We start from the raw sequence: 19013 nt of genomic DNA on the forward strand, positions 1-19013 counted from the left end.
GCGACAAAAAAATGTGATTAATATCACACATTTTGACATTAGGAACGGTATGCTGGAATCACCAAGACGGGAAAGACAAGAGGTAAAATTTATGACAATGAACATTACCAGTAAACAAATGGAAATTACTCCGGCAATTCGCCAGCATGTCGCAGACCGTCTCGCCAAACTCGAAAAATGGCAAACTCATCTGATTAATCCACATATCATTCTGTCTAAGGAGCCGCAGGGTTTCATTGCTGATGCCACCATCAATACACCGAACGGACATCTGGTCGCCAGCGCAAAACACGAGGATATGTACACCGCAATTAACGATTTGATCAACAAGCTGGAACGGCAGCTCAATAAAGTGCAGCACAAAGGCGAAGCCCGTCGTGCAACAACTTCAGTCAAAGACGCCAACTTCGTCGAAGCAGAAGAAGAGTAGTCCCTTACATTGAGTGTATCGCCAACGCGCCTCCGGGCGCGTTTTTTGTTGACAGGGTGAAAACAGTACGGGTACTTTACTGACGTAGCCAAAGGAAAATTACATGAAACTTGTCCCGTTCTTCTTCGCATTCTTTTTTACCTTCCCCTGAATGGGAGGCGTTTCGTCGTGTGATAAAGAATGCGAAGACGAACAATAAGGCCTCCCACAACGGGGGGCCTTTTTTATTGATAACAAGAAAGGCAACACTATGACATCGGAAAACCCATTGCTGGCGCTGCGCGATAAGATCAGCACGCTGGATGAAAAATTACTGGCCCTGCTGGCTGAGCGACGTGGACTGGCCGTAGAAGTTGGCAAAGCTAAGCTGCTTTCGCATCGTCCAGTTCGTGATATCGACCGTGAGCGCGATCTGTTGGACCGACTGATTCAGCTTGGCAAAGCACATCATCTTGATGCTCACTACATCACTCGCCTGTTCCAGCTCATAATCGAAGACTCCGTCCTGACTCAGCAGGCACTGCTCCAGCAGCATCTGAACAAAATTAACCCACACTCAGCACGCGTTGCTTTCCTCGGGCCAAAAGGGTCATATTCTCATCTTGCCGCACGTCAGTATGCTGCCCGCCATTTTGAACAATTTATAGAAAGCGGCTGCGCGAAATTTGCCGATATCTTTAATCAGGTCGAAACCGGACAAGCTGACTACGCCGTGGTTCCGATTGAAAACACCAGTTCCGGTGGGATTAATGATGTTTACGACCTGCTGCAGCACACCAGCCTGTCTATCGTTGGCGAGATGACTATCACGATTGACCACTGCCTACTGGTGTCCGGCACGACAGATCTCGAGACCATTGAAACGGTATATAGCCATCCGCAGCCATTCCAGCAGTGCAGCAAATTCCTGAGTCGTTACCCGCACTGGAAGATTGAGTACACCGAAAGCACCTCGGCGGCGATGGAAAAAGTTGCGCAGGCTAACTCACCGCGCGTGGCGGCTCTGGGGAGCGAAGCCGGAGGCGTACTATACGGTTTGCAGGTTCTTGAGCATATCGAAGCTAATCAGACGCAAAACATCACCCGCTTCGTGGTACTGGCGCGCAAGGCAATCAATGTTTCCGATCAGGTGCCAGCAAAAACCACGTTGCTGATGGCGACAGGACAACAAGCCGGTGCGCTGGTAGAAGCTCTGCTGGTACTGCGCAACCATAATCTGATTATAACTAAACTGGAGTCACGCCCGATTCACGGCAATCCGTGGGAAGAAATGTTTTATCTTGATATCCAGGCCAACCTGGAATCACCCCAGATGCAAAAAGCATTGAAGGAGTTAGGTGAGATTACGCGCTCGATGAAAGTACTTGGCTGCTATCCAAGTGAGAATGTGGTGCCGGTCGATCCAAGCTAACGTTTGACAATGCCGGATGGCGCTACGCTTCTCCGGCATTCTATTTAGCCGATCCTTGTATGACTGATACAACGCATCAGCGTTGCCATCAAGCATCGTATTTATTGGCGACTATCGTTAGCCTGGCGCAACAAAGTACGGCTTTCATTCTGGAAGCGTTTCGCATAATCACCAAACCAGTGCTCCACCTTACGGAAGCTGTCGATGAACGCTTGCTTATCGCCCTGCTCCAGTAAACCGATCGCCTCACCAAAACGTTGGTAGTAGCGTTTGATCAGCGCAAGGTTACTCTCAGACGACATAATGATATCGGCATAGAGCTGCGGATCCTGGGCAAACAGACGTCCGACCATCGCCAGTTCAAGGCGATAAATTGGCGAAGAGAGTGCCAGTAACTGCTCCAGTTGAACATTCTCTTCCGCTAAATGCAGACCGTAAGCAAAGGTCGCAAAGTGACGCAATGCCTGAATAAATGCCATGTTCTGGTCGTGTTCAACAGCACTGATCCGATGCAGTCGCGCACCCCACACCTGAATTTGTTCCAGAAACCACTGATAAGCTTCCGGCTGACGTCCGTCACACCAGACGACGACCTGCTTTGCCAGACTGCCGCTGTCCGGGCCAAACATGGGGTGTAATCCCACCACCGGGCCGTCGTGCGCCGCCAGCATCGCCTGCAAAGGACCATTTTTCACCGAAGCCAGATCCACCAGGATGCAGTCGGACGGCAGACGCGGTAATTTGGCGATCACCTGCTCAGTGACGTGGATCGGCACGCTGACGATCACCATGCCAGCATCAGAGACGATCTCCGGCGCACGATCCCAGTCCTGTTGTTCCAGGATCCGTACCTGATAACCTGACAGGGTGAGCATTTTTTCGAACAGACGTCCCATCTGACCGCCGCCGCCGACAATCACCACCGGTCGCAGAGAAGGACAAAGCGTTTTAAATCCTTTGTCGTTCTCACTGGAGTAAGACTCGCGCATAACCCGGCGCAGCACATCTTCAATCAGGTCCGGCGGCACGCCAAGGGCTTCCGCTTCCGCCCGGCGGGAGGCCAGCATAGAGGCTTCCCGTTCCGGCACGTAGATAGGCAGCCCAAAGCGGCTTTTTACTTCACCGACTTCGGCCACCAGCTCCAGGCGACGTGCCAGTAAACCCAGCAGCGCCTTGTCGACTTCATCAATTTGATCGCGTAATGCGGTCAATTCAGCAACCATAACCAACCTCTTATGCTACACGCGCCGACAGCTGGCCGTTTAAATCCTGGCTAATTTCACGCAGTAACGCATCCGTCATTTCCCAGCTAATGCAGGCATCAGTTACAGACACGCCGTATTTCATTTCGCTACGCGGCTGTTCAGAAGACTGGTTGCCTTCGTGAATATTACTTTCAATCATCAAGCCAATGATCGAGCGATTGCCATCTTTGATTTGTGCAATCACGGATTCAGCCACGGCAGGCTGGCGGCGGTAATCTTTATTGGAGTTACCATGACTGCAATCTACCATCAGAGAAGGTCGTAGTCCCGCCTGCTCCATCTCTTTTTCGCACTGGGCGACATCTGCCGGGCTGTAGTTCGGCGCTTTACCACCGCGCAGGATCACGTGACCGTCCGGGTTACCCTGAGTTTGCAGCAGTGCAACCTGTCCGGCCTGGTTAATACCAACAAAGCGGTGCGACTGTGCCGCCGCGCGCATCGCGTTAATGGCGGTCGCCAGGCTACCGTCAGTACCGTTCTTAAAGCCGACCGGCATCGAAAGACCGGAAGCCATTTCGCGGTGAGTCTGCGATTCCGTGGTACGCGCACCGATTGCAGACCAGCTAAACAGATCGCCCAGGTATTGCGGGCTATTGGGATCCAGCGCTTCAGTTGCCAGCGGAAGTCCCATATTCACCAGTTCAAGCAGCAGCTGACGCGCAATTTTCAGGCCGGCTTCAACATCAAAAGAGCCATCCATATGAGGATCGTTAATTAACCCTTTCCAGCCGACGGTGGTACGGGGTTTTTCAAAATAGACGCGCATCACCAGGTAGAGGCTATCGCTGACCTCTGCGGCAAGGGCTTTAAACCGACGAGCGTACTCAATAGCCATTTCAGGATCGTGAATGGAACACGGGCCACATACCACCAGCAGGCGCGGATCGCGACCAGAGATAATATCTGAAATGGTTTTGCGTGACTGGGAGATTTGCGCTTCTTGCGCCTGGCTCAGCGGGAATTCAGCTTTCAGCTGCTCCGGAGTCATCAGAACCTGTTCGTCGGTAATATGTACGTTGTTCAGCGCGTCTTTTTGCATGATGGTGATCCTGTTTAGCTCGTTTGCGATAGTTGATCCTCAGCGAGGAGGTGATAACGATAACACAACAGGTAAAGATTTCAATCCACAAACCGTAAATTTTAATTTACAGCATGCAATTTAATGACAAAACACGCCCTCCATTATGTACATTAAAATTTACACCTCCCGATATTGAGATCCACTATGCTTAAAAAACGAGGGAGTACAGGCAATGAAGCAACTCATCAGCACCCTATTTCTATTACTTCTTAGCGGATGTCAGATAGATCCTTATACCCACGCCCCCACATGGACGGGAACCGCCTGGTACGACGCCGGAATACAAGATGCCATTTCGGGGTATGCCGTTAAAGATAATGAAACTCTTGCCGACAACTACAATGACCCCGAAGTCGATCGTACGGAATATCTTAAGGGTTATGCCGAGGGACAACGTAAAATCTGCCAGCCGGATTTTGTTTACGCCAGAGGTTTGACCGGGAAAACCTTTCCCCCAAGTTGTGATACGGTCGAAAATATTGACCAGTTACACAGTGCCTGGCAAAAAGGAGCAAACGAAGGTGCCACCTCAATAAGATTAAATTAAACAATAGCTTATATTTTATAAATTACTAAGATTTAACTTAAATCACTAATAGCTTTCCACCTGGCATAATGACGGCTTAGGAAAATAATGTTATTTTGTCCTAAATAATCTTGAATGTATTTCGACGTTTTACGGCAAACGCTGGTAGGTAACTATTCATGAGCTATTCTTACCGACTCATACTTCTACTGGCACTGCTCCTGACCGGATTACCGCTGTACGCCCAAAGCGTTACGGAAGAAGCAAAATCTGTACGCGCTATGGTTTCCGGCATCGTCAGTTATACGCGCTGGCCTGCACTGTCCGGGCCCCCCAAACTGTGTATTTTCTCTTCATCGCGTTTTTCCAGTGTCCTGGGAGATACCAGTGCCGGAGCATTACCCTATCTTCCCGTCATCATTCGTACGGAACAAGAAATATTAGTTTCGCAGTGTGACGGTTTTTATTTTGGAAAAGAATCCCCTACTTATCAGGTGGAATTAAAGAATAAATATCCGTCTAAGGCATTGCTATTAATTGCCGAACAGAACCCCGAATGCGTTATTGGCAGCGCCTTTTGCCTCATAATTAAAGATGAAGATGTGAGATTTTCCGTAAATATGGATTCCCTTTCACGAAGTGGCGTAAGGGTCAGTCCGGACGTATTAATGCTTGCACGGAATCAGAAGCATGGATAAGGGCCATTCTCCCATAACACGCCCGACGTTTAAGCGGACATTACGGCGTATCAGCATAATCAGCGTTCTGGTAACTATGACGCTGATCTGGCTGCTGCTCAGCATTTCTTCGGTGCTGGCATTGAGACAGTATGCGCAAAAGAACCTGGATCTGACCGCTGCAACCATGACCCGCACGCTTGAAGCAGCATTAGTTTTTTCTGATGGCGTCGCAGCAACTGAAACGCTGGCAGCACTGGGCCAGCAGGGGCAATTTTCCGTTGCAGAAGTTCGTAATAAAAACCAGAAGGTGATCGCCACCTGGCGCTATAACGCGCAGGATACCACTGAAAAAATCAGCGGACTTATCAGCCACTGGCTGTTCCCACAACCAGTCACTCAACCTATTTTGCATAATGGCAACGTCATCGGCGAAGTGCGATTGACTGCGCGCGATAGCGTTATCAGCCATTTCATCTATTTGTCGCTGGCCGTCCTTACCGGGTGCATTCTGTTGGCCTCTGGCATTGCATTAATGCTCACTCGTTATTTACATAATGGCGTCGTGGAAGCCCTGCAAAATATAACCGAGGTGGTACATGATGTTCGTACCAACCGTAACTTTTCACGGCGCGTTTCAGAAGAGCGCATTGAAGAGTTTCACCTTTTTGCCCAGGATTTTAATAGTCTGCTGGACGAGATGGAGGAGTGGCAACTTAAACTGCAGGCAAAGAACGCCCAGCTTTTGCGTACGGCGCTACACGATCCGCTGACCGGCCTGGCGAATCGCGCCGCATTTCGCAGCAGCATTAACGCCCTGATGAATGACCATGCCGCCCACAGCAGCTCCGCACTGTTATTCCTTGATGGTGATAATTTTAAATTTATTAATGATACCTGGGGCCACGCAGCGGGGGATCGGGTCCTGATCGAAGTTGCAAACAGGCTGTCCGAGTTTGGTGGTAATCGACATCACCCCTACAGACTTGGCGGCGATGAGTTCGCTATGGTGCTGTACAGCGTTCACTCTGAATACGAAGTTCAGCGGATCTGCGCGGCACTGTCACACGAGTTTAACCGACCTTTTGACCTGCATAACGGTCATCAGGCAAGCATGACACTCAGCATTGGTTTTGCGCTGACGTGGGAACATGCCTCTGCCGAGAAATTACAAGAACTTGCCGATAAAAATATGTATCAGGCCAAAAATTTGCGTTCTGAACGCATTATTAAAAAATAAGGACTTACACATGCTAAAACGTCTATCATCCCCGTTTCTTCTGCTTTTACTGATTTTGGCAGGCTGTCAGGCACCTCAGGGAAAATTTACCCCGGAGCAAATTGCAGCCATGAAATCGTACGGATTTACCGAAGCTTCCGGAGACTGGTCTCTTGGTCTGTCTGACAACATCCTGTTTGACAAAAACGACTATAAGCTCCGCCCTGAAAGTGAAAAGCAGATCCAGGAAATGGCATCCAAACTGGCAGCTACCGGGTTAAACCATGCGCGTATGGATGGCCATACCGATAACTACGGCGAAGACAGCTACAACGAAGCGCTGTCGCTCAAACGCGCGAATGTGGTTGCCGATGCGTGGGCACAGGGTGCCAACATTCCCCGCACTAATCTGACAACGCAGGGACTCGGGAAAAAATACCCGATCGCCAGTAATCAGACGTCAAAAGGTCGTGCTGAAAACCGCCGGGTTGCAGTCGTGATCGCTACGCCGTAAAAGTCCTCAACTGGCTGCGCGCCGCGCAGCCATCCAATTGCAATAAAACAAAAGAGTAAGGTCGGAATAAAAAAAGGGCCAGCCTTTCGGCCAGCCCTTTTCTAACAGGATGTCGCTTGCGCGAATCTTAGTTAAGACGCTCTTTGATACGAGCAGACTTACCAGTGCGCTCACGCAGGTAGTACAGTTTAGCTTTACGAACAGCACCACGACGTTTAACAGCAATGCTGTCAACTACCGGAGAGTGAGTCTGGAAGACACGCTCAACGCCTTCGCCGTTGGAAATTTTACGAACAGTGAATGCAGAGTGCAGACCGCGGTTACGAATAGCGATAACCACGCCCTCGAATGCCTGCAGACGTTTTTTGGAACCTTCAACAACCCATACTTTCACTTCCACGGTATCACCCGGACGGAAGGAAGGTACGTCCTGCTTCATCTGCTCTTGTTCAAGTTGCTTAATAATGTTGCTCATAATTTAATCTCTTATCCTGGGTAAACTGATATTTGGGGGTCTCAGACCAGCCCATCATGTTTATGCTGCTGTTGTGCGTGTTCCGTTTTGAACTCCGCCAGCAACCTTGCTTGCTCTTCAGTCAGAGCCAGGTTTTCCAGAAGTTCAGGTCTTCTAAGCCAGGTCCGGCCCAGCGACTGTTTTAAACGCCAGCGACGTATCTCAGCGTGGTTCCCCGACAGTAACACTGCCGGTACTTCCATCTGTTCTAACACTTCAGGTCGGGTATAGTGCGGGCAATCCAGCAACCCATCAGCAAACGAATCTTCGATTGCTGAAGCTTCATGACCCAGAACTCCCGGAATAAACCGAGAAACGGAGTCGATCAGCGTCATTGCCGGTAACTCACCACCGCTGAGAACGTAATCGCCGATTGACCATTCTTCGTCAATTTCGGTTTGAATCACGCGCTCATCTATTCCTTCATAGCGACCACACACCAGAATCAGCTTTTGATTCGTGGCCAGTTCGCTAACGCCCGCTTGATCAAGCTTGCGTCCCTGAGGTGACAGATAAATCACCTTTGCGCCTTCACCAGCCGCAGCTTTTGCTGCATGAATGGCGTCCCGTAAAGGTTGCACCATCATTAACATCCCCGGTCCGCCGCCGTAAGGACGATCGTCCACGGTACGGTGCCGGTCATGAGTAAAGTCACGAGGACTCCAGCTCTGGATGTTCAGCAGGCCATTTTTTACTGCCCGGCCAGTTACCCCGTAATCGGTAATTGCGCGGAACATTTCTGGAAACAGGCTAACGATACCTATAAACACAAGCCAATCCCCATAACGCCGACTTTTACCGTTTATCCGGTGGTTTAAAAACCAGGATCCCAATCTACTTCGATAGTACGAGTAGCGAGATCGACTTTCTTGATAACCTGCCCATCGAGGAACGGTACAAGACGTTCCTTGATACCAAACGCATCTTTCAGGTTTGCCTTAATGACAATGACGTCATTCGAACCGGTTTCCATCATATCGACGACTTTACCGAGATCGTAACCTTCAGTGGTCACTACCTGGCAGCCCATAAGGTCTTTCCAGTAGTAGGAACCATCTTCCAGCGCTGGCAACTGCGAGGAATCCACGACAATTTCGCAATTAGTCAGTAGATTCGCCGAATCACGATCGTCAACGCCTTTCAGCTTGATGATCAGATCCTGATTGTGGTGCTTCCAGCTTTCCAGCTGTACTTGCTGCCACTGACCCGCCTTCTGGATAAACCAGGGCTGATAGTCAAAAATGCTTTCGGCGTCTTCAGTGGAAGAAAACACTCTGAGCCAACCACGGATACCGTAAGAAGACCCCATTTTCCCCAAAACGATGGGTTCCACAGGAGCCTGCGCGGCGAGTTGCTTGCTCATCATGACCACCGTGACAGATTAAGCTGCTTTGTTTGCTGCTTTGATCAGCGTAGCTACGCGATCAGAAATAGTCGCGCCCTGGCCAACCCAGTGAGCGATGCGATCCAGATCCAGGCGAGTGCCTTCTTCTTTTTCGCTAGCGATTGGGTTAAAGAAGCCAACGCGCTCGATGAAGCGACCGTTGCGTGCATTACGGCTGTCGGTAACAACAACCTGGTAGAACGGACGCTTTTTAGCGCCGTGACGAGCTAAACGAATAGTAACCATAACATCCTCTTGTGTGAATAAAACACCCAGGCCCCATCGAGGAACGGAGCCCGGGTGTCATATTAAAAGCCCGAAAATTTTACTGATTTCTGGGAAAAAAGCAATCAACATGTGATGAGGCTTTATACCAGGGCGTTACCGTTGCAGCCAGTTTGGCGTCGGCGTGCGCGCAGAAAGCGGAACGTACATGCAGTACGTGAGCATTTCGAGCCCACCCCGACGTCAAAAAGGCAAATTAGGTAGCCCGATATATTTATCTACCAGGGAAGCCTGGCGGCATCATACCCTTCATGCCACGCATCATCTTCGCCATACCGCCTTTCTTCATTTTCTTCATCATGCGCTGCATGTCGTCGAACTGTTTCAGAAGGCGGTTTACGTCCTGTACCTGCATACCGCAGCCGGCAGCAATACGGCGTTTACGGGAACCTTTGATGATTTCCGGCTTAGCGCGTTCTTTCATTGTCATCGAGTTGATGATGGCTTCCATACGCACCAGCACTTTATCGTCCATCTGCGATTTCACGTTGTCTGGGATCTGCCCCATGCCCGGCAGCTTGCCCATCAGGCTTGCCATGCCGCCCATGTTTTTCATCTGGTTGAGCTGCTCAAGGAAATCGTTGAGATCGAAGCCGTCGCCTTTTTTCAGCTTGCTGGCTAATTTCTCTGCCTGCGCGCGGTCGACCTTGCTTTCGATATCTTCGATCAGCGACAGCACGTCACCCATGCCGAGAATACGCGAAGCAATACGATCCGGGTGGAACGGCTCCAGCGCTTCGGTTTTCTCGCCAACGCCGAGGAATTTAATCGGCTTGCCGGTGATATGACGAATAGAGAGCGCCGCACCACCACGAGCATCACCATCAACTTTGGTCAGCACGACACCGGTTAACGGCAGCGCTTCGTTGAAGGCTTTTGCGGTATTCGCGGCATCCTGACCGGTCATGGCATCGACCACAAACAGCGTTTCAACCGGCTTAATAGAAGCGTGGACCTGTTTGATTTCGTCCATCATCGCTTCATCAACGTGCAGGCGACCGGCGGTATCCACCAGCAGCACGTCGTAGAATTTGAGTTTGGCTTCTTTCAGCGCGGCGTTAACGATATCGACCGGCTTCTGGCCGACATCCGACGGGAAGAAGTCCACACCGACCTGCTCGGCCAGCGTTTCCAGCTGTTTTATCGCCGCCGGGCGATAAACGTCCGCGGAGACCACCAGCACTTTCTTCTTGTGCTTCTCACGCAGGAATTTCCCCAGCTTACCGACGCTGGTCGTTTTACCCGCCCCCTGCAGACCAGCCATCAGCACAACGGCTGGCGGCTGTGCAGCCAGATTCAGGGTCTGGTTTTCTTCGCCCATTGCCGCAACCAGTTCGTTACGGACAATCTTGACGAACTCCTGACCCGGCGTCAGGCTTTTGTTAACTTCATGACCAACCGCTTTCTCTTTTACGCGATTGATAAACTCACGCACTACCGGCAGCGCTACGTCAGCCTCCAGCAGCGCCATGCGCACTTCGCGCAGCGTCTCTTTAACGTTGTCTTCAGTAAGGCGTCCACGGCCACTGATATTGCGCAGCGTGCGCGACAAACGATCGGTTAAATTATCAAACATTGTCTCTCGCCTGGGGTGGAAACGGTCGGTCGCGACAGCGACACATCAACAGAAATTTGTCGCAGTATAACATGAAGCCGCCTTTGTTGTTATGCAACGGTTGGAGCAGCGGTCACGTAACGCTATACTGTTTTTCTTTATCACTGGCCAACTGTCGACACCTATATGCCCGTTTTTGCTCTGCTTGCCCTTGTCGCCTACTCAGTCAGCCTTGCGCTGATTATTCCCGCTCTGCTGCAAAAAAACAGCGGCTGGCGGCGTATGGCTATTCTCTCTGCGGTTGTCGCGCTGGTAAGTCATGCTATCGCCCTGGAAGCGCGAATTCTGCCCGGCGGTGAAAGCGGACAAAACCTGAGTCTGTTGAACGTCGGCTCGCTGGTTAGCCTGATGATCTGTACGGTAATGACTATCGTCGCTTCCCGCAATCGTGGCTGGCTATTGCTGCCCATTGTCTACGCCTTTGCGCTAATCAACCTGGCCTTCGCCACGTTTATGCCGAACGAGTTCATCACCCATCTCGAAGCTACACCGGGCATGATGATTCACATCGGGCTATCGCTATTCGCTTACGCCACGCTGATTATCGCCGCACTGTATGCGCTGCAACTGGCATGGATCGACTACCAGTTGAAAAACAAAAAACTGGCCTTCAGCAATGAGATGCCGCCGCTAATGAGTATTGAGCGGAAAATGTTTCATATCACCCAAATTGGCGTGGTTCTGCTGACGCTCACCCTGTGCACAGGCCTGTTTTACATGCATAACCTGTTCAGTACCGAGAACATTGATAAAGCCGTTCTCTCTATCGTGGCATGGTTTGTCTATATCGTTCTGTTGTGGGGGCATTACCATGAAGGCTGGCGCGGACGTCGCGTCGTATGGTTTAACGTCGCAGGCGCAGGCATTCTAACGCTGGCCTATTTCGGCAGTCGTATCCTGCAGCAGTTCGTGAGTTAAATCTTTAAGGAACCCTACGTGGAACACATCTCCACCACCACGCTCATTGTCACGCTTCTCATCATGGTGGTCATTTCCGCCTATTTTTCCGGTTCTGAAACCGGAATGATGACCCTGAATCGCTATCGTTTACGTCATCGGGCCAAGCAGGGGAATCGTCAGGCAAAACGCGTTGAAAAGCTACTTCGTAAGCCGGACCGCCTGATAAGCCTGGTGCTCATCGGTAATAATCTGGTGAATATTCTGGCCTCCGCGCTCGGCACCATTGTTGGTATGCGCCTGTATGGCGATGCGGGTGTCGCTATTGCCACTGGGGTACTGACGTTTGTCGTGCTGGTTTTTGCCGAAGTACTGCCCAAGACTATTGCCGCGCTGTATCCAGAAAAAGTCGCCTATCCGAGCAGTGTACTGCTGGCTCCACTGCAGATTCTGATGATGCCGTTGGTGTGGCTACTCAACACCATCACGCGGCTACTTATGCGCATGATGGGCATCAAAACGGATATCGTGGTGAGCGGTTCGCTGAGTAAAGATGAACTGCGAACGCTGGTGAATGAATCGCGCTCGCAAATCTCACGCCGTAACCAGGATATGCTGCTGTCAGTGCTGGATCTGGAAAAAGTCAGCGTCGATGACATCATGATCCCGCGTAACGAAATCATCGGCATTGATATTAACGATGACTGGAAGTCAATCGTGCGTCAGCTTTCGCACTCTCCACACGGCCGTATTGTGCTGTACCGCGACTCGCTGGACGACGCCATCAGTATGCTGCGCGTACGTGAAGCCTGGCGATTGATGGCAGAGAAAAAAGAGTTCACCAAAGAGACCATGTTACGTGCCGCCGACGAAATTTATTACGTCCCGGAAGGTACGCCTCTCAGCACCCAGCTCATTAAGTTTCAGCGAAACAAGAAGAAAGTGGGTCTGGTTGTCAATGAATATGGCGATATTCAGGGGCTGGTCACGGTCGAAGATATTCTGGAAGAGATTGTCGGCGACTTCACCACTTCAATGTCACCCACGCTTGCCGAAGAGGTAACGCCGCAGAATGATGGCTCGGTGATCATTGACGGCAGCGCCAACGTTCGTGAAATCAATAAGGCGTTTAACTGGCACCTGCCGGAAGATGACGCACGTACCGTGAATGGTATTATTCTTGAAGCACTGGAAGAGATCCCGGTTGCCGGCACGCGTGTGCGCATTGGACAGTACGATATCGATATTCTCGACGTGCAGGACAATATGATTAAACAGGTGCAGGTATTGCCGGTCAAACCGCTACGGGAAAGCGTGTCGGACCAGTGAGAGTAATTCAGGCCGGGTAGCGCGTGAGCATTACCCGGCCTGAAGGCTGATTAGCCTTTGGCTTTCGCCACAGAGACCATCGCGGCGCGGATGGTACGTCCGTTCAGGGTATAGCCTTTCTGCATCACCATCAGCACATTACCGGCAGCAACGTCGTCGGACTCTACCATTGCAATTGCCTGGTGCACGTTCGGGTCCATCGGCACATCGATATCCGCAACCACCTGTACACCAAACTTCGCCACGACATCCAGCATTGACTTACGGGTCAGCTCAATACCTTCAACCATCGCCGCCATAGCGTCATTATCTTTGTCCGCCACTTCCAGCGCGCGGTCCAGGCTATCCAGCACCGGCAGCAGTTCGTTGACGAATTTTTCCAGCGCAAACTTATGCGCTTTTTCTACGTCCAGTTCGGTACGACGACGCAGGTTTTCCATTTCCGCTTTGATACGCAACACGCTGTCGCGCTCGCGAGTTTCGGCCTCAGCAAGCTGAGCTTCCAGATTCGCAATTTTTTCATCGCGCGGATCCACCTGCTCAGCAGAAGCGTCTGATTCAACCGCCTCAACTTCTTCGTGCTGATCCATGATAATTTCTTCCGGGGCTTGCCCCTCAGGCGTTTTCTGTTCTTTACTACTCATGAATTTCTCCGCGTTTTTTTCGCATTCATCTCGCTAACTTGGCTTATTATGGGGATCAGATTCAGGGATTCAAGGGAAGTACTCACATTGTCACTAATCTTCGTTACAAGGACCTCGAGAAAATGAACAAACATTTCAAGTGTATTGGCATTGTGGGGCATCCACGTCACCCCACTGCACTGACCACACATGAAATGCTCTACCGTTGGCTGTGCACCAAAGGTTATGAGGTTATCGTTGAGCAACAAATCGCCCACGAACTGCAGCTGAAAAATGTGAAAACCGGCACGCTCGCAGAAATTGGCCAACAGGCAGACCTCGCCGTGGTAGTCGGCGGCGACGGCAATATGCTGGGCGCCGCACGCACCCTGGCACGTTATGACATCAAGGTTATTGGCATTAACCGCGGCAACCTCGGTTTTTTGACCGACCTTGACCCAGACAATGCCCAGCAACAGTTAGCTGACGTGCTGGAAGGCCACTACATCAGCGAAAAGCGCTTTTTACTCGAAGCTCAGGTGTGTCAACAGGATTGCCAGAAGCGCATTAGCACTGCCATCAATGAAGTTGTGCTGCACCCCGGGAAAGTGGCGCACATGATTGAATTTGAAGTCTATATCGATGAAATTTTTGCCTTCTCCCAACGTTCAGATGGGCTGATTATCTCGACGCCGACCGGCTCTACCGCCTACTCACTCTCTGCCGGAGGCCCAATTCTGACGCCTTCTCTGGATGCCATTACGCTGGTACCCATGTTTCCGCATACGCTTTCCGCGCGACCGCTGGTGATCAACAGTAGCAGCACCATTCGCCTGCGCTTTTCCCATCGCCGTAACGATCTAGAAATCAGCTGTGACAGCCAAATCGCCCTACCTATACAGGAAGGTGAAGACGTATTGATTCGCCGCTGTGATTATCATCTAAACCTGATACATCCAAAAGATTACAGCTATTTCAACACATTAAGCACTAAGCTTGGTTGGTCAAAAAAATTATTCTAATTTAACGCCAACCTCTTTACTGTATAAAAAACCAGTTTATACTGTATGAAATTACAGTTATGGTTTTTCATACAGGAAAACAGCTATGTTGGCACAACTGACCATCAGCAATTTTGCTATCGTTCGTGAACTTGAGATCGATTTCCAGAACGGAATGACCGTTATCACCGGTGAGACCGGTGCGGGTAAGTCCATTGCCATTGATGCTCTCGGTTTGTGTCTGGGCGGACGCGCAGACGCAGACATGGTGCGTGCAGGCGCCATGCGAGCCGACCTCTGCGCCCGTTTTGCCTTAAAAGATACCCCCGCAGCCCTGCGCTGGCTGGAAGAGAACCAGCTTGAGGAAGGCCGTGAGTGTTTGCTGCGTCGCGTTATCAGCAGCGATGGCCGCTCCCGTGGGTTTATTAACGGAACCGCCGTTCCGTTATCGCAGTTGCGCGAGCTGGGCCAGTTACTTATTCAAATCCATGGCCAGCATGCGCATCAGCTCCTGACAAAATCAGAACACCAAAAATCCCTGCTTGATGGTTACGCCAATGAAGCGTCTCTGACCCAGGAAATGGCTGCGCGCTACCAACTGTGGCACCAAAGTTGTCGTGACCTGGCGCATCATCAGCAACAAAGCCTGGAACGCGCAGCCCGGGCGGAATTGTTGCAATACCAGTTAAAGGAACTGAACGAATTCAATCCGCAGCCGGGTGAGTTTGAGCAAATTGATGAAGAGTACAAGCGCCTGGCTAACAGTGGGCAATTGCTCACCACCAGCCAACAGGCGCTGGCTATCCTGGCTGATGGTGAAGACATCAATCTGCAAAGCCAACTGTACACCGCAAAACACCTGGTCACTGAACTGGCAGGCATGGACGGCAAACTTTCAGGTATTCTGGATATGCTGGAAGAGGCCACCATCCAGCTCAGCGAAGCCAGCGACGAGCTGCGCCACTATTGCGATCGTCTGGATTTAGACCCTAACCGCTTGTTCGAACTCGAACAGCGTATCTCCAGGCAAATCTCGTTGGCGCGTAAACATCATGTTGCCCCTGAAGTGCTGCCACAGTTCTATCAGTCGTTGCTGGATGAACAACAGCAACTGGACGATCAGGCCGACTCGCTCGAAACCTTAACCCTGGCGGTGAACAATCACCACCAGCAGGCGCTGGAAACGGCAAAAATGCTGCACCAACAGCGTCAGCATTATGCGCAGGAACTGGGGCAACTTATTACAGAGAGCATGCATGCTCTCTCGATGCCGCACGGTGTCTTTTGCATTGATGTGAAATTTGAGGAGCATCATCTGAGCGCAGACGGTGCCGATCGCGTGGAGTTTAAAGTGACCACTAACCCAGGTCAGCCGTTACAGCCAATTGCGAAAGTCGCTTCCGGCGGGGAACTGTCACGTATTGCGCTGGCTATTCAGGTCATTACAGCACGTAAGATGGAAACGCCTGCGCTAATTTTCGATGAGGTGGATGTTGGTATCAGCGGCCCGACGGCTGCGGTAGTGGGTAAAATGTTGCGACAGTTGGGCGAGTCAACGCAGGTAATGTGTGTTACTCACCTGCCGCAGGTTGCGGGCTGTGGTCATCAACATTTCTATGTCAGCAAAGAAACAGATGGCGCGATGACGGAAACACACATGCAGCCGCTTGATAAACGCGCTCGCCTGCAGGAATTAGCCCGTCTACTTGGCGGTAGCGAAGTGACGCGCAATACCCTCGCAAATGCAAAAGAACTGCTGGCGGCATAAACTTTTTTACCTTGTGAAGGTCTGAGTTCAACATAAAATCGCCGACCGACCCGACAGCAAAAGGTTTTAAAGTGGTGAAAGGTCTATTATCATCGGCATATTACATATGAGCCGCGTACTGCTCGGGCCCGAAAAGGAATCAAATCACTATGCGCTGTAAAACGCTGACTGCTGCTGCAGCAGTACTACTGATGTTGACTGCAGGCTGTTCCACTCTGGAGCGAGTGGTTTACCGCCCTGACATCAACCAGGGAAATTATCTGACACCTACCGATGTCGCTAAAGTGCGCACGGGTATGACGCAACAGCAGGTTGCTTATGCTCTGGGTACACCAATGATGTCCGATCCTTTTGGCACTAATACCTGGTTTTATGTGTTCCGTCAGCAACCTGGACATGAAGGCGTAACCCAGCAAACGCTGACGCTGACCTTTAACAGCAGCGGCGTATTGACCAACATTGATAACAAACCCGCTTTGACCGATAACAAGTAGGTTTGAGAGATCAAAAAAAGGTGCTCAATGAGCACCTTTTTTATTGTCTGTTACTTTTTAGCGGATTTCTCTGCTCGCTGTCTGCGCAGCTCTTTTGGGTCAGCAATCAGTGGCCGGTAAATTTCCACCCGATCGCCGTCATGCAGAACATCAGCAAGCTTTACCGGACGGCTGTAGATACCCACTTTATTTTTACTGAGATCGATATCGGTACGTAATTCCAGCAGCCCGGAAGCGCGGATAGCCTCTTCCACCGTTGCGCCCTGCTGCAGCGTTACGCGCTGTAAATACTGTTTCTCGGGTAGCGCGTACGCCACTTCAACGACAATTTTAGCCGACGCTGACACTGTAAACCTCTTTCGCGCGAACCGTGAAGGCCTGCACCATATTTGAAGCCAGTTCTTTAAAGATACGGCCAAACGCCAGCTCGATTAACTTATTGGTGAACTCAAAATCGAGGTGAAATTCAATACGACACGCTTCATGACTCAGTGGCGTAAACTTCCAGCCGCCAATCAGCTTCTTGAACGGCCCATCGACCAGATGCATCAGAATGCTCTGATTACTGGTCAGTTGATTGCGCGTGGTGAACGTTTTACTGATCCCTGCTTTCGAGACATCCACAGCGGCCGTCATTTGTCCCGGAGTCGACTCCAGTACGCGGCTACCGGTGCAACCCGGCAAAAACTGAGGATAGGACTTAACGTCATTCACTAGCTGATACATCTGTTCCGCACTGTAGGGTACTAAAGCGGTCCGGCTAATCTGAGGCATAACAATTCCCATCAATATCAATCACACAAATAATACCATTTATCACCCGCTAAAAAAAACGCTATAGCCTAACTCGTGCTAAGATAGCGCCTTGCGCCCCGCTGGATGAAATGGGGTGTTTTTCGATTCCAGATTACCTATACTGAGCGGCATTATGACGAAGAAAAAAGCACACAAACCTGGCTCAGCCACAATCGCGCTAAACAAGCGCGCACGACACGAATACTTTATTGAAGAAGAGTTCGAAGCAGGACTCGCCCTGCAAGGTTGGGAAGTAAAATCCCTGCGCGCGGGTAAAGCCAACATCGGCGACAGCTATGTCATACTCAAAGACGGCGAAGCGTTCCTGTTTGGCGCCAACTTCACGCCAATGGCGGTGGCCTCAACACACGTGGTATGCGACCCCACTCGGACCCGTAAACTGTTGTTAAACCAGCGTGAACTCGACTCCCTGTATGGTCGTATGAATCGTGATGGTTATACCGTCGTTGCGCTTTCGTTGTACTGGAAGAATGCCTGGTGCAAAGTGAAAATTGGCGTTGCGAAAGGTAAGAAACAGCACGACAAGCGCTCTGATGTGAAAGAACGCGAATGGCAGTTAGATAAAGCGCGTATCATGAAAAATGCTGGCCGCTAAATGCTACTCCCCTGTGACCAGTCTCTCCTCCTGAGACTGGTTCTTATTTTTTAGTTATCGAAACCCACACAATACATTCACCGAGTTTATAGTTTATTTATGCTGAATCGTTCAGATATGAAATAAACCCCCTGCCATTACCGTTGCGGTCTATAGTCCAATAATATAAAAGTTCAAGACCATAGCATTCATATTTCCATTTATTTAATAACACTATTATTACTATTGTTTATTATATTGACATTCATTTCAATAAAAACAAAATCATTTAAATACAATTAGTTGCCATGAAAACAACCGTTAAAAGCAAACTGGAAAGTATCCTTTTCAAATGACTAATTACTTTTTTAATATGGATAAGTTGCAGAATACTTTCTTTCTGACTATATCATCTAATACGAAAGAACTATTCAGCCGAAAGGGCCCAGACGTATTTAATCAATAAACTAACATCTATGTGACCTAATCAATGAAATTACATGTGTAAATTCATCTTTATGATGAACGGAGCCCCTGTCTGCTCATTTTCCCAGCGCGCTGTTGCGGATTAATACTCCCGGCATGCCATC

Annotated in this window: 23 protein-coding genes and 1 other annotated feature; of the genes, 13 read left to right on the top strand and 10 right to left on the bottom strand. The window is 50.3% G+C overall.

Going from position 1 to position 19013, the window contains the following annotated elements; all coding sequences use genetic code 11:
- Positions 1–91 precede the first annotated feature (91 nt).
- The 3 genes from raiA to pheA all read left to right on the top strand — a co-directional run bounded on the left by raiA (position 92) and on the right by pheA (position 1841).
- Positions 92–430, top strand: a complete 339-nt coding sequence (gene raiA, locus GPJ68_RS18445) for a ribosome-associated translation inhibitor RaiA (RefSeq protein ID WP_003031244.1) — start codon at positions 92–94, stop codon at positions 428–430.
- 102 nt (positions 431–532) lie between these two features.
- Positions 533–658, top strand: a sequence feature (Phe leader region).
- Positions 534–581 (top strand): pheA operon leader peptide PheL, encoded by a 48-nt coding sequence (gene pheL, locus GPJ68_RS18450; protein WP_100250063.1) that lies wholly within the window; start codon positions 534–536, stop codon positions 579–581. (Overlaps the previous feature by 48 nt.)
- Before the next feature lie 22 nt (positions 659–680).
- Entirely contained in the window at positions 681–1841 is a 1161-nt protein-coding gene (gene pheA, locus GPJ68_RS18455) for a bifunctional chorismate mutase/prephenate dehydratase (RefSeq protein WP_104652037.1), read from the top strand.
- A gap of 101 nt (positions 1842–1942) precedes the next feature.
- Here the strand turns inward: pheA and tyrA are convergent, their stop codons facing one another.
- Together tyrA and aroF are read right to left on the bottom strand one after the other, a co-directional pair.
- A complete protein-coding gene (gene tyrA / locus GPJ68_RS18460) occupies positions 1943–3064 on the bottom strand; it encodes a bifunctional chorismate mutase/prephenate dehydrogenase (RefSeq protein ID WP_016154066.1) in 1122 nt (373 codons plus the stop codon).
- Between the two features lie 10 nt (positions 3065–3074).
- Complete coding sequence (gene aroF / locus GPJ68_RS18465; protein WP_016154067.1) at positions 3075–4145, bottom strand: 3-deoxy-7-phosphoheptulonate synthase AroF; 1071 nt, start codon at positions 4143–4145, stop codon at positions 3075–3077.
- A gap of 214 nt (positions 4146–4359) precedes the next feature.
- Here aroF and GPJ68_RS18470 point away from each other — a divergent pair, with 214 nt between their 5' ends.
- From GPJ68_RS18470 to GPJ68_RS18485, 4 genes are all read left to right on the top strand, one after another.
- On the top strand, positions 4360–4734 hold the full coding sequence (locus GPJ68_RS18470) for a DUF2799 domain-containing protein (protein WP_016157184.1): 375 nt from the start codon (positions 4360–4362) through the stop codon (positions 4732–4734).
- 158 nt (positions 4735–4892) lie between these two features.
- The gene (locus GPJ68_RS18475; protein ID WP_016157185.1) at positions 4893–5411 is read left to right on the top strand and encodes a YfiR family protein; all 519 of its coding nucleotides are present in this window, start codon (positions 4893–4895) and stop codon (positions 5409–5411) included.
- The gene (dgcN, locus tag GPJ68_RS18480) at positions 5404–6630 is read left to right on the top strand and encodes a diguanylate cyclase DgcN (protein ID WP_047414892.1); all 1227 of its coding nucleotides are present in this window, start codon (positions 5404–5406) and stop codon (positions 6628–6630) included. The genes GPJ68_RS18475 and dgcN overlap by 8 nt, the downstream gene beginning before the upstream one ends.
- Positions 6631–6640: 10 nt before the next feature.
- Complete coding sequence (locus GPJ68_RS18485) at positions 6641–7123, top strand: OmpA family protein (protein WP_016154071.1); 483 nt, start codon at positions 6641–6643, stop codon at positions 7121–7123.
- 127 nt (positions 7124–7250) lie between these two features.
- On the opposite strand, the gene rplS is transcribed toward GPJ68_RS18485, so the two are convergent.
- The 5 genes from rplS to ffh all read right to left on the bottom strand — a co-directional run bounded on the left by rplS (position 7251) and on the right by ffh (position 10882).
- Positions 7251–7598, bottom strand: coding sequence for a 50S ribosomal protein L19 (gene rplS, locus GPJ68_RS18490; protein WP_002914145.1), 348 nt, complete (start codon positions 7596–7598; stop codon positions 7251–7253).
- A 41-nt stretch (positions 7599–7639) separates the two neighbouring features.
- Entirely contained in the window at positions 7640–8407 is a 768-nt protein-coding gene (trmD, locus tag GPJ68_RS18495; protein ID WP_016157187.1) for a tRNA (guanosine(37)-N1)-methyltransferase TrmD, read from the bottom strand.
- A 44-nt stretch (positions 8408–8451) separates the two neighbouring features.
- Positions 8452–9000 carry a ribosome maturation factor RimM gene (gene rimM / locus GPJ68_RS18500; protein ID WP_003031230.1) on the bottom strand — a complete coding sequence of 183 codons (549 nt, stop codon included), beginning with the start codon at positions 8998–9000 and terminating at the stop codon, positions 8452–8454.
- An 18-nt stretch (positions 9001–9018) separates the two neighbouring features.
- On the bottom strand, positions 9019–9267 hold the full coding sequence (rpsP, locus tag GPJ68_RS18505) for a 30S ribosomal protein S16 (protein WP_003031228.1): 249 nt from the start codon (positions 9265–9267) through the stop codon (positions 9019–9021).
- A gap of 253 nt (positions 9268–9520) precedes the next feature.
- On the bottom strand, positions 9521–10882 hold the full coding sequence (gene ffh, locus GPJ68_RS18510) for a signal recognition particle protein (protein WP_003031226.1): 1362 nt from the start codon (positions 10880–10882) through the stop codon (positions 9521–9523).
- 165 nt (positions 10883–11047) lie between these two features.
- Between ffh and GPJ68_RS18515 the strand changes: the two genes are divergently transcribed.
- Both GPJ68_RS18515 and GPJ68_RS18520 read left to right on the top strand, forming a co-directional pair.
- A complete protein-coding gene (locus GPJ68_RS18515; RefSeq protein ID WP_003031224.1) occupies positions 11048–11839 on the top strand; it encodes an inner membrane protein YpjD in 792 nt (263 codons plus the stop codon).
- 18 nt (positions 11840–11857) lie between these two features.
- On the top strand, positions 11858–13147 hold the full coding sequence (locus GPJ68_RS18520) for an HlyC/CorC family transporter (RefSeq protein WP_008324538.1): 1290 nt from the start codon (positions 11858–11860) through the stop codon (positions 13145–13147).
- Between the two features lie 50 nt (positions 13148–13197).
- Here the strand turns inward: GPJ68_RS18520 and grpE are convergent, their stop codons facing one another.
- Complete coding sequence (gene grpE, locus GPJ68_RS18525; RefSeq protein ID WP_003031221.1) at positions 13198–13791, bottom strand: nucleotide exchange factor GrpE; 594 nt, start codon at positions 13789–13791, stop codon at positions 13198–13200.
- 122 nt (positions 13792–13913) lie between these two features.
- Here grpE and nadK point away from each other — a divergent pair, with 122 nt between their 5' ends.
- The 3 genes from nadK to bamE all read left to right on the top strand — a co-directional run bounded on the left by nadK (position 13914) and on the right by bamE (position 17033).
- Positions 13914–14792 (top strand): NAD(+) kinase, encoded by an 879-nt coding sequence (gene nadK, locus GPJ68_RS18530; RefSeq protein ID WP_016154073.1) that lies wholly within the window; start codon positions 13914–13916, stop codon positions 14790–14792.
- An 85-nt stretch (positions 14793–14877) separates the two neighbouring features.
- Entirely contained in the window at positions 14878–16539 is a 1662-nt protein-coding gene (gene recN, locus GPJ68_RS18535; RefSeq protein WP_016157188.1) for a DNA repair protein RecN, read from the top strand.
- Between the two features lie 149 nt (positions 16540–16688).
- On the top strand, positions 16689–17033 hold the full coding sequence (gene bamE / locus GPJ68_RS18540) for an outer membrane protein assembly factor BamE (protein WP_003826401.1): 345 nt from the start codon (positions 16689–16691) through the stop codon (positions 17031–17033).
- Between the two features lie 50 nt (positions 17034–17083).
- On the opposite strand, the gene GPJ68_RS18545 is transcribed toward bamE, so the two are convergent.
- Together GPJ68_RS18545 and ratA are read right to left on the bottom strand one after the other, a co-directional pair.
- Positions 17084–17380, bottom strand: a complete 297-nt coding sequence (locus GPJ68_RS18545) for an RnfH family protein (RefSeq protein ID WP_003839823.1) — start codon at positions 17378–17380, stop codon at positions 17084–17086.
- Positions 17364–17807 carry a type II toxin-antitoxin system toxin RatA gene (gene ratA / locus GPJ68_RS18550; RefSeq protein ID WP_003031213.1) on the bottom strand — a complete coding sequence of 148 codons (444 nt, stop codon included), beginning with the start codon at positions 17805–17807 and terminating at the stop codon, positions 17364–17366. Before ratA ends, GPJ68_RS18545 begins: the two co-directional genes overlap by 17 nt.
- A gap of 154 nt (positions 17808–17961) precedes the next feature.
- On the opposite strand from ratA, the gene smpB reads away from it, so the two are divergent.
- Positions 17962–18444, top strand: coding sequence for an SsrA-binding protein SmpB (smpB, locus tag GPJ68_RS18555; protein ID WP_003031211.1), 483 nt, complete (start codon positions 17962–17964; stop codon positions 18442–18444).
- Positions 18445–19013 lie beyond the last annotated feature (569 nt).

Origin of the sequence: Citrobacter sp. 172116965 (genome assembly GCF_013458095.1) — a bacterium.
GTDB classification, from domain to species: Bacteria; Pseudomonadota; Gammaproteobacteria; order Enterobacterales; family Enterobacteriaceae; genus Citrobacter; species Citrobacter braakii.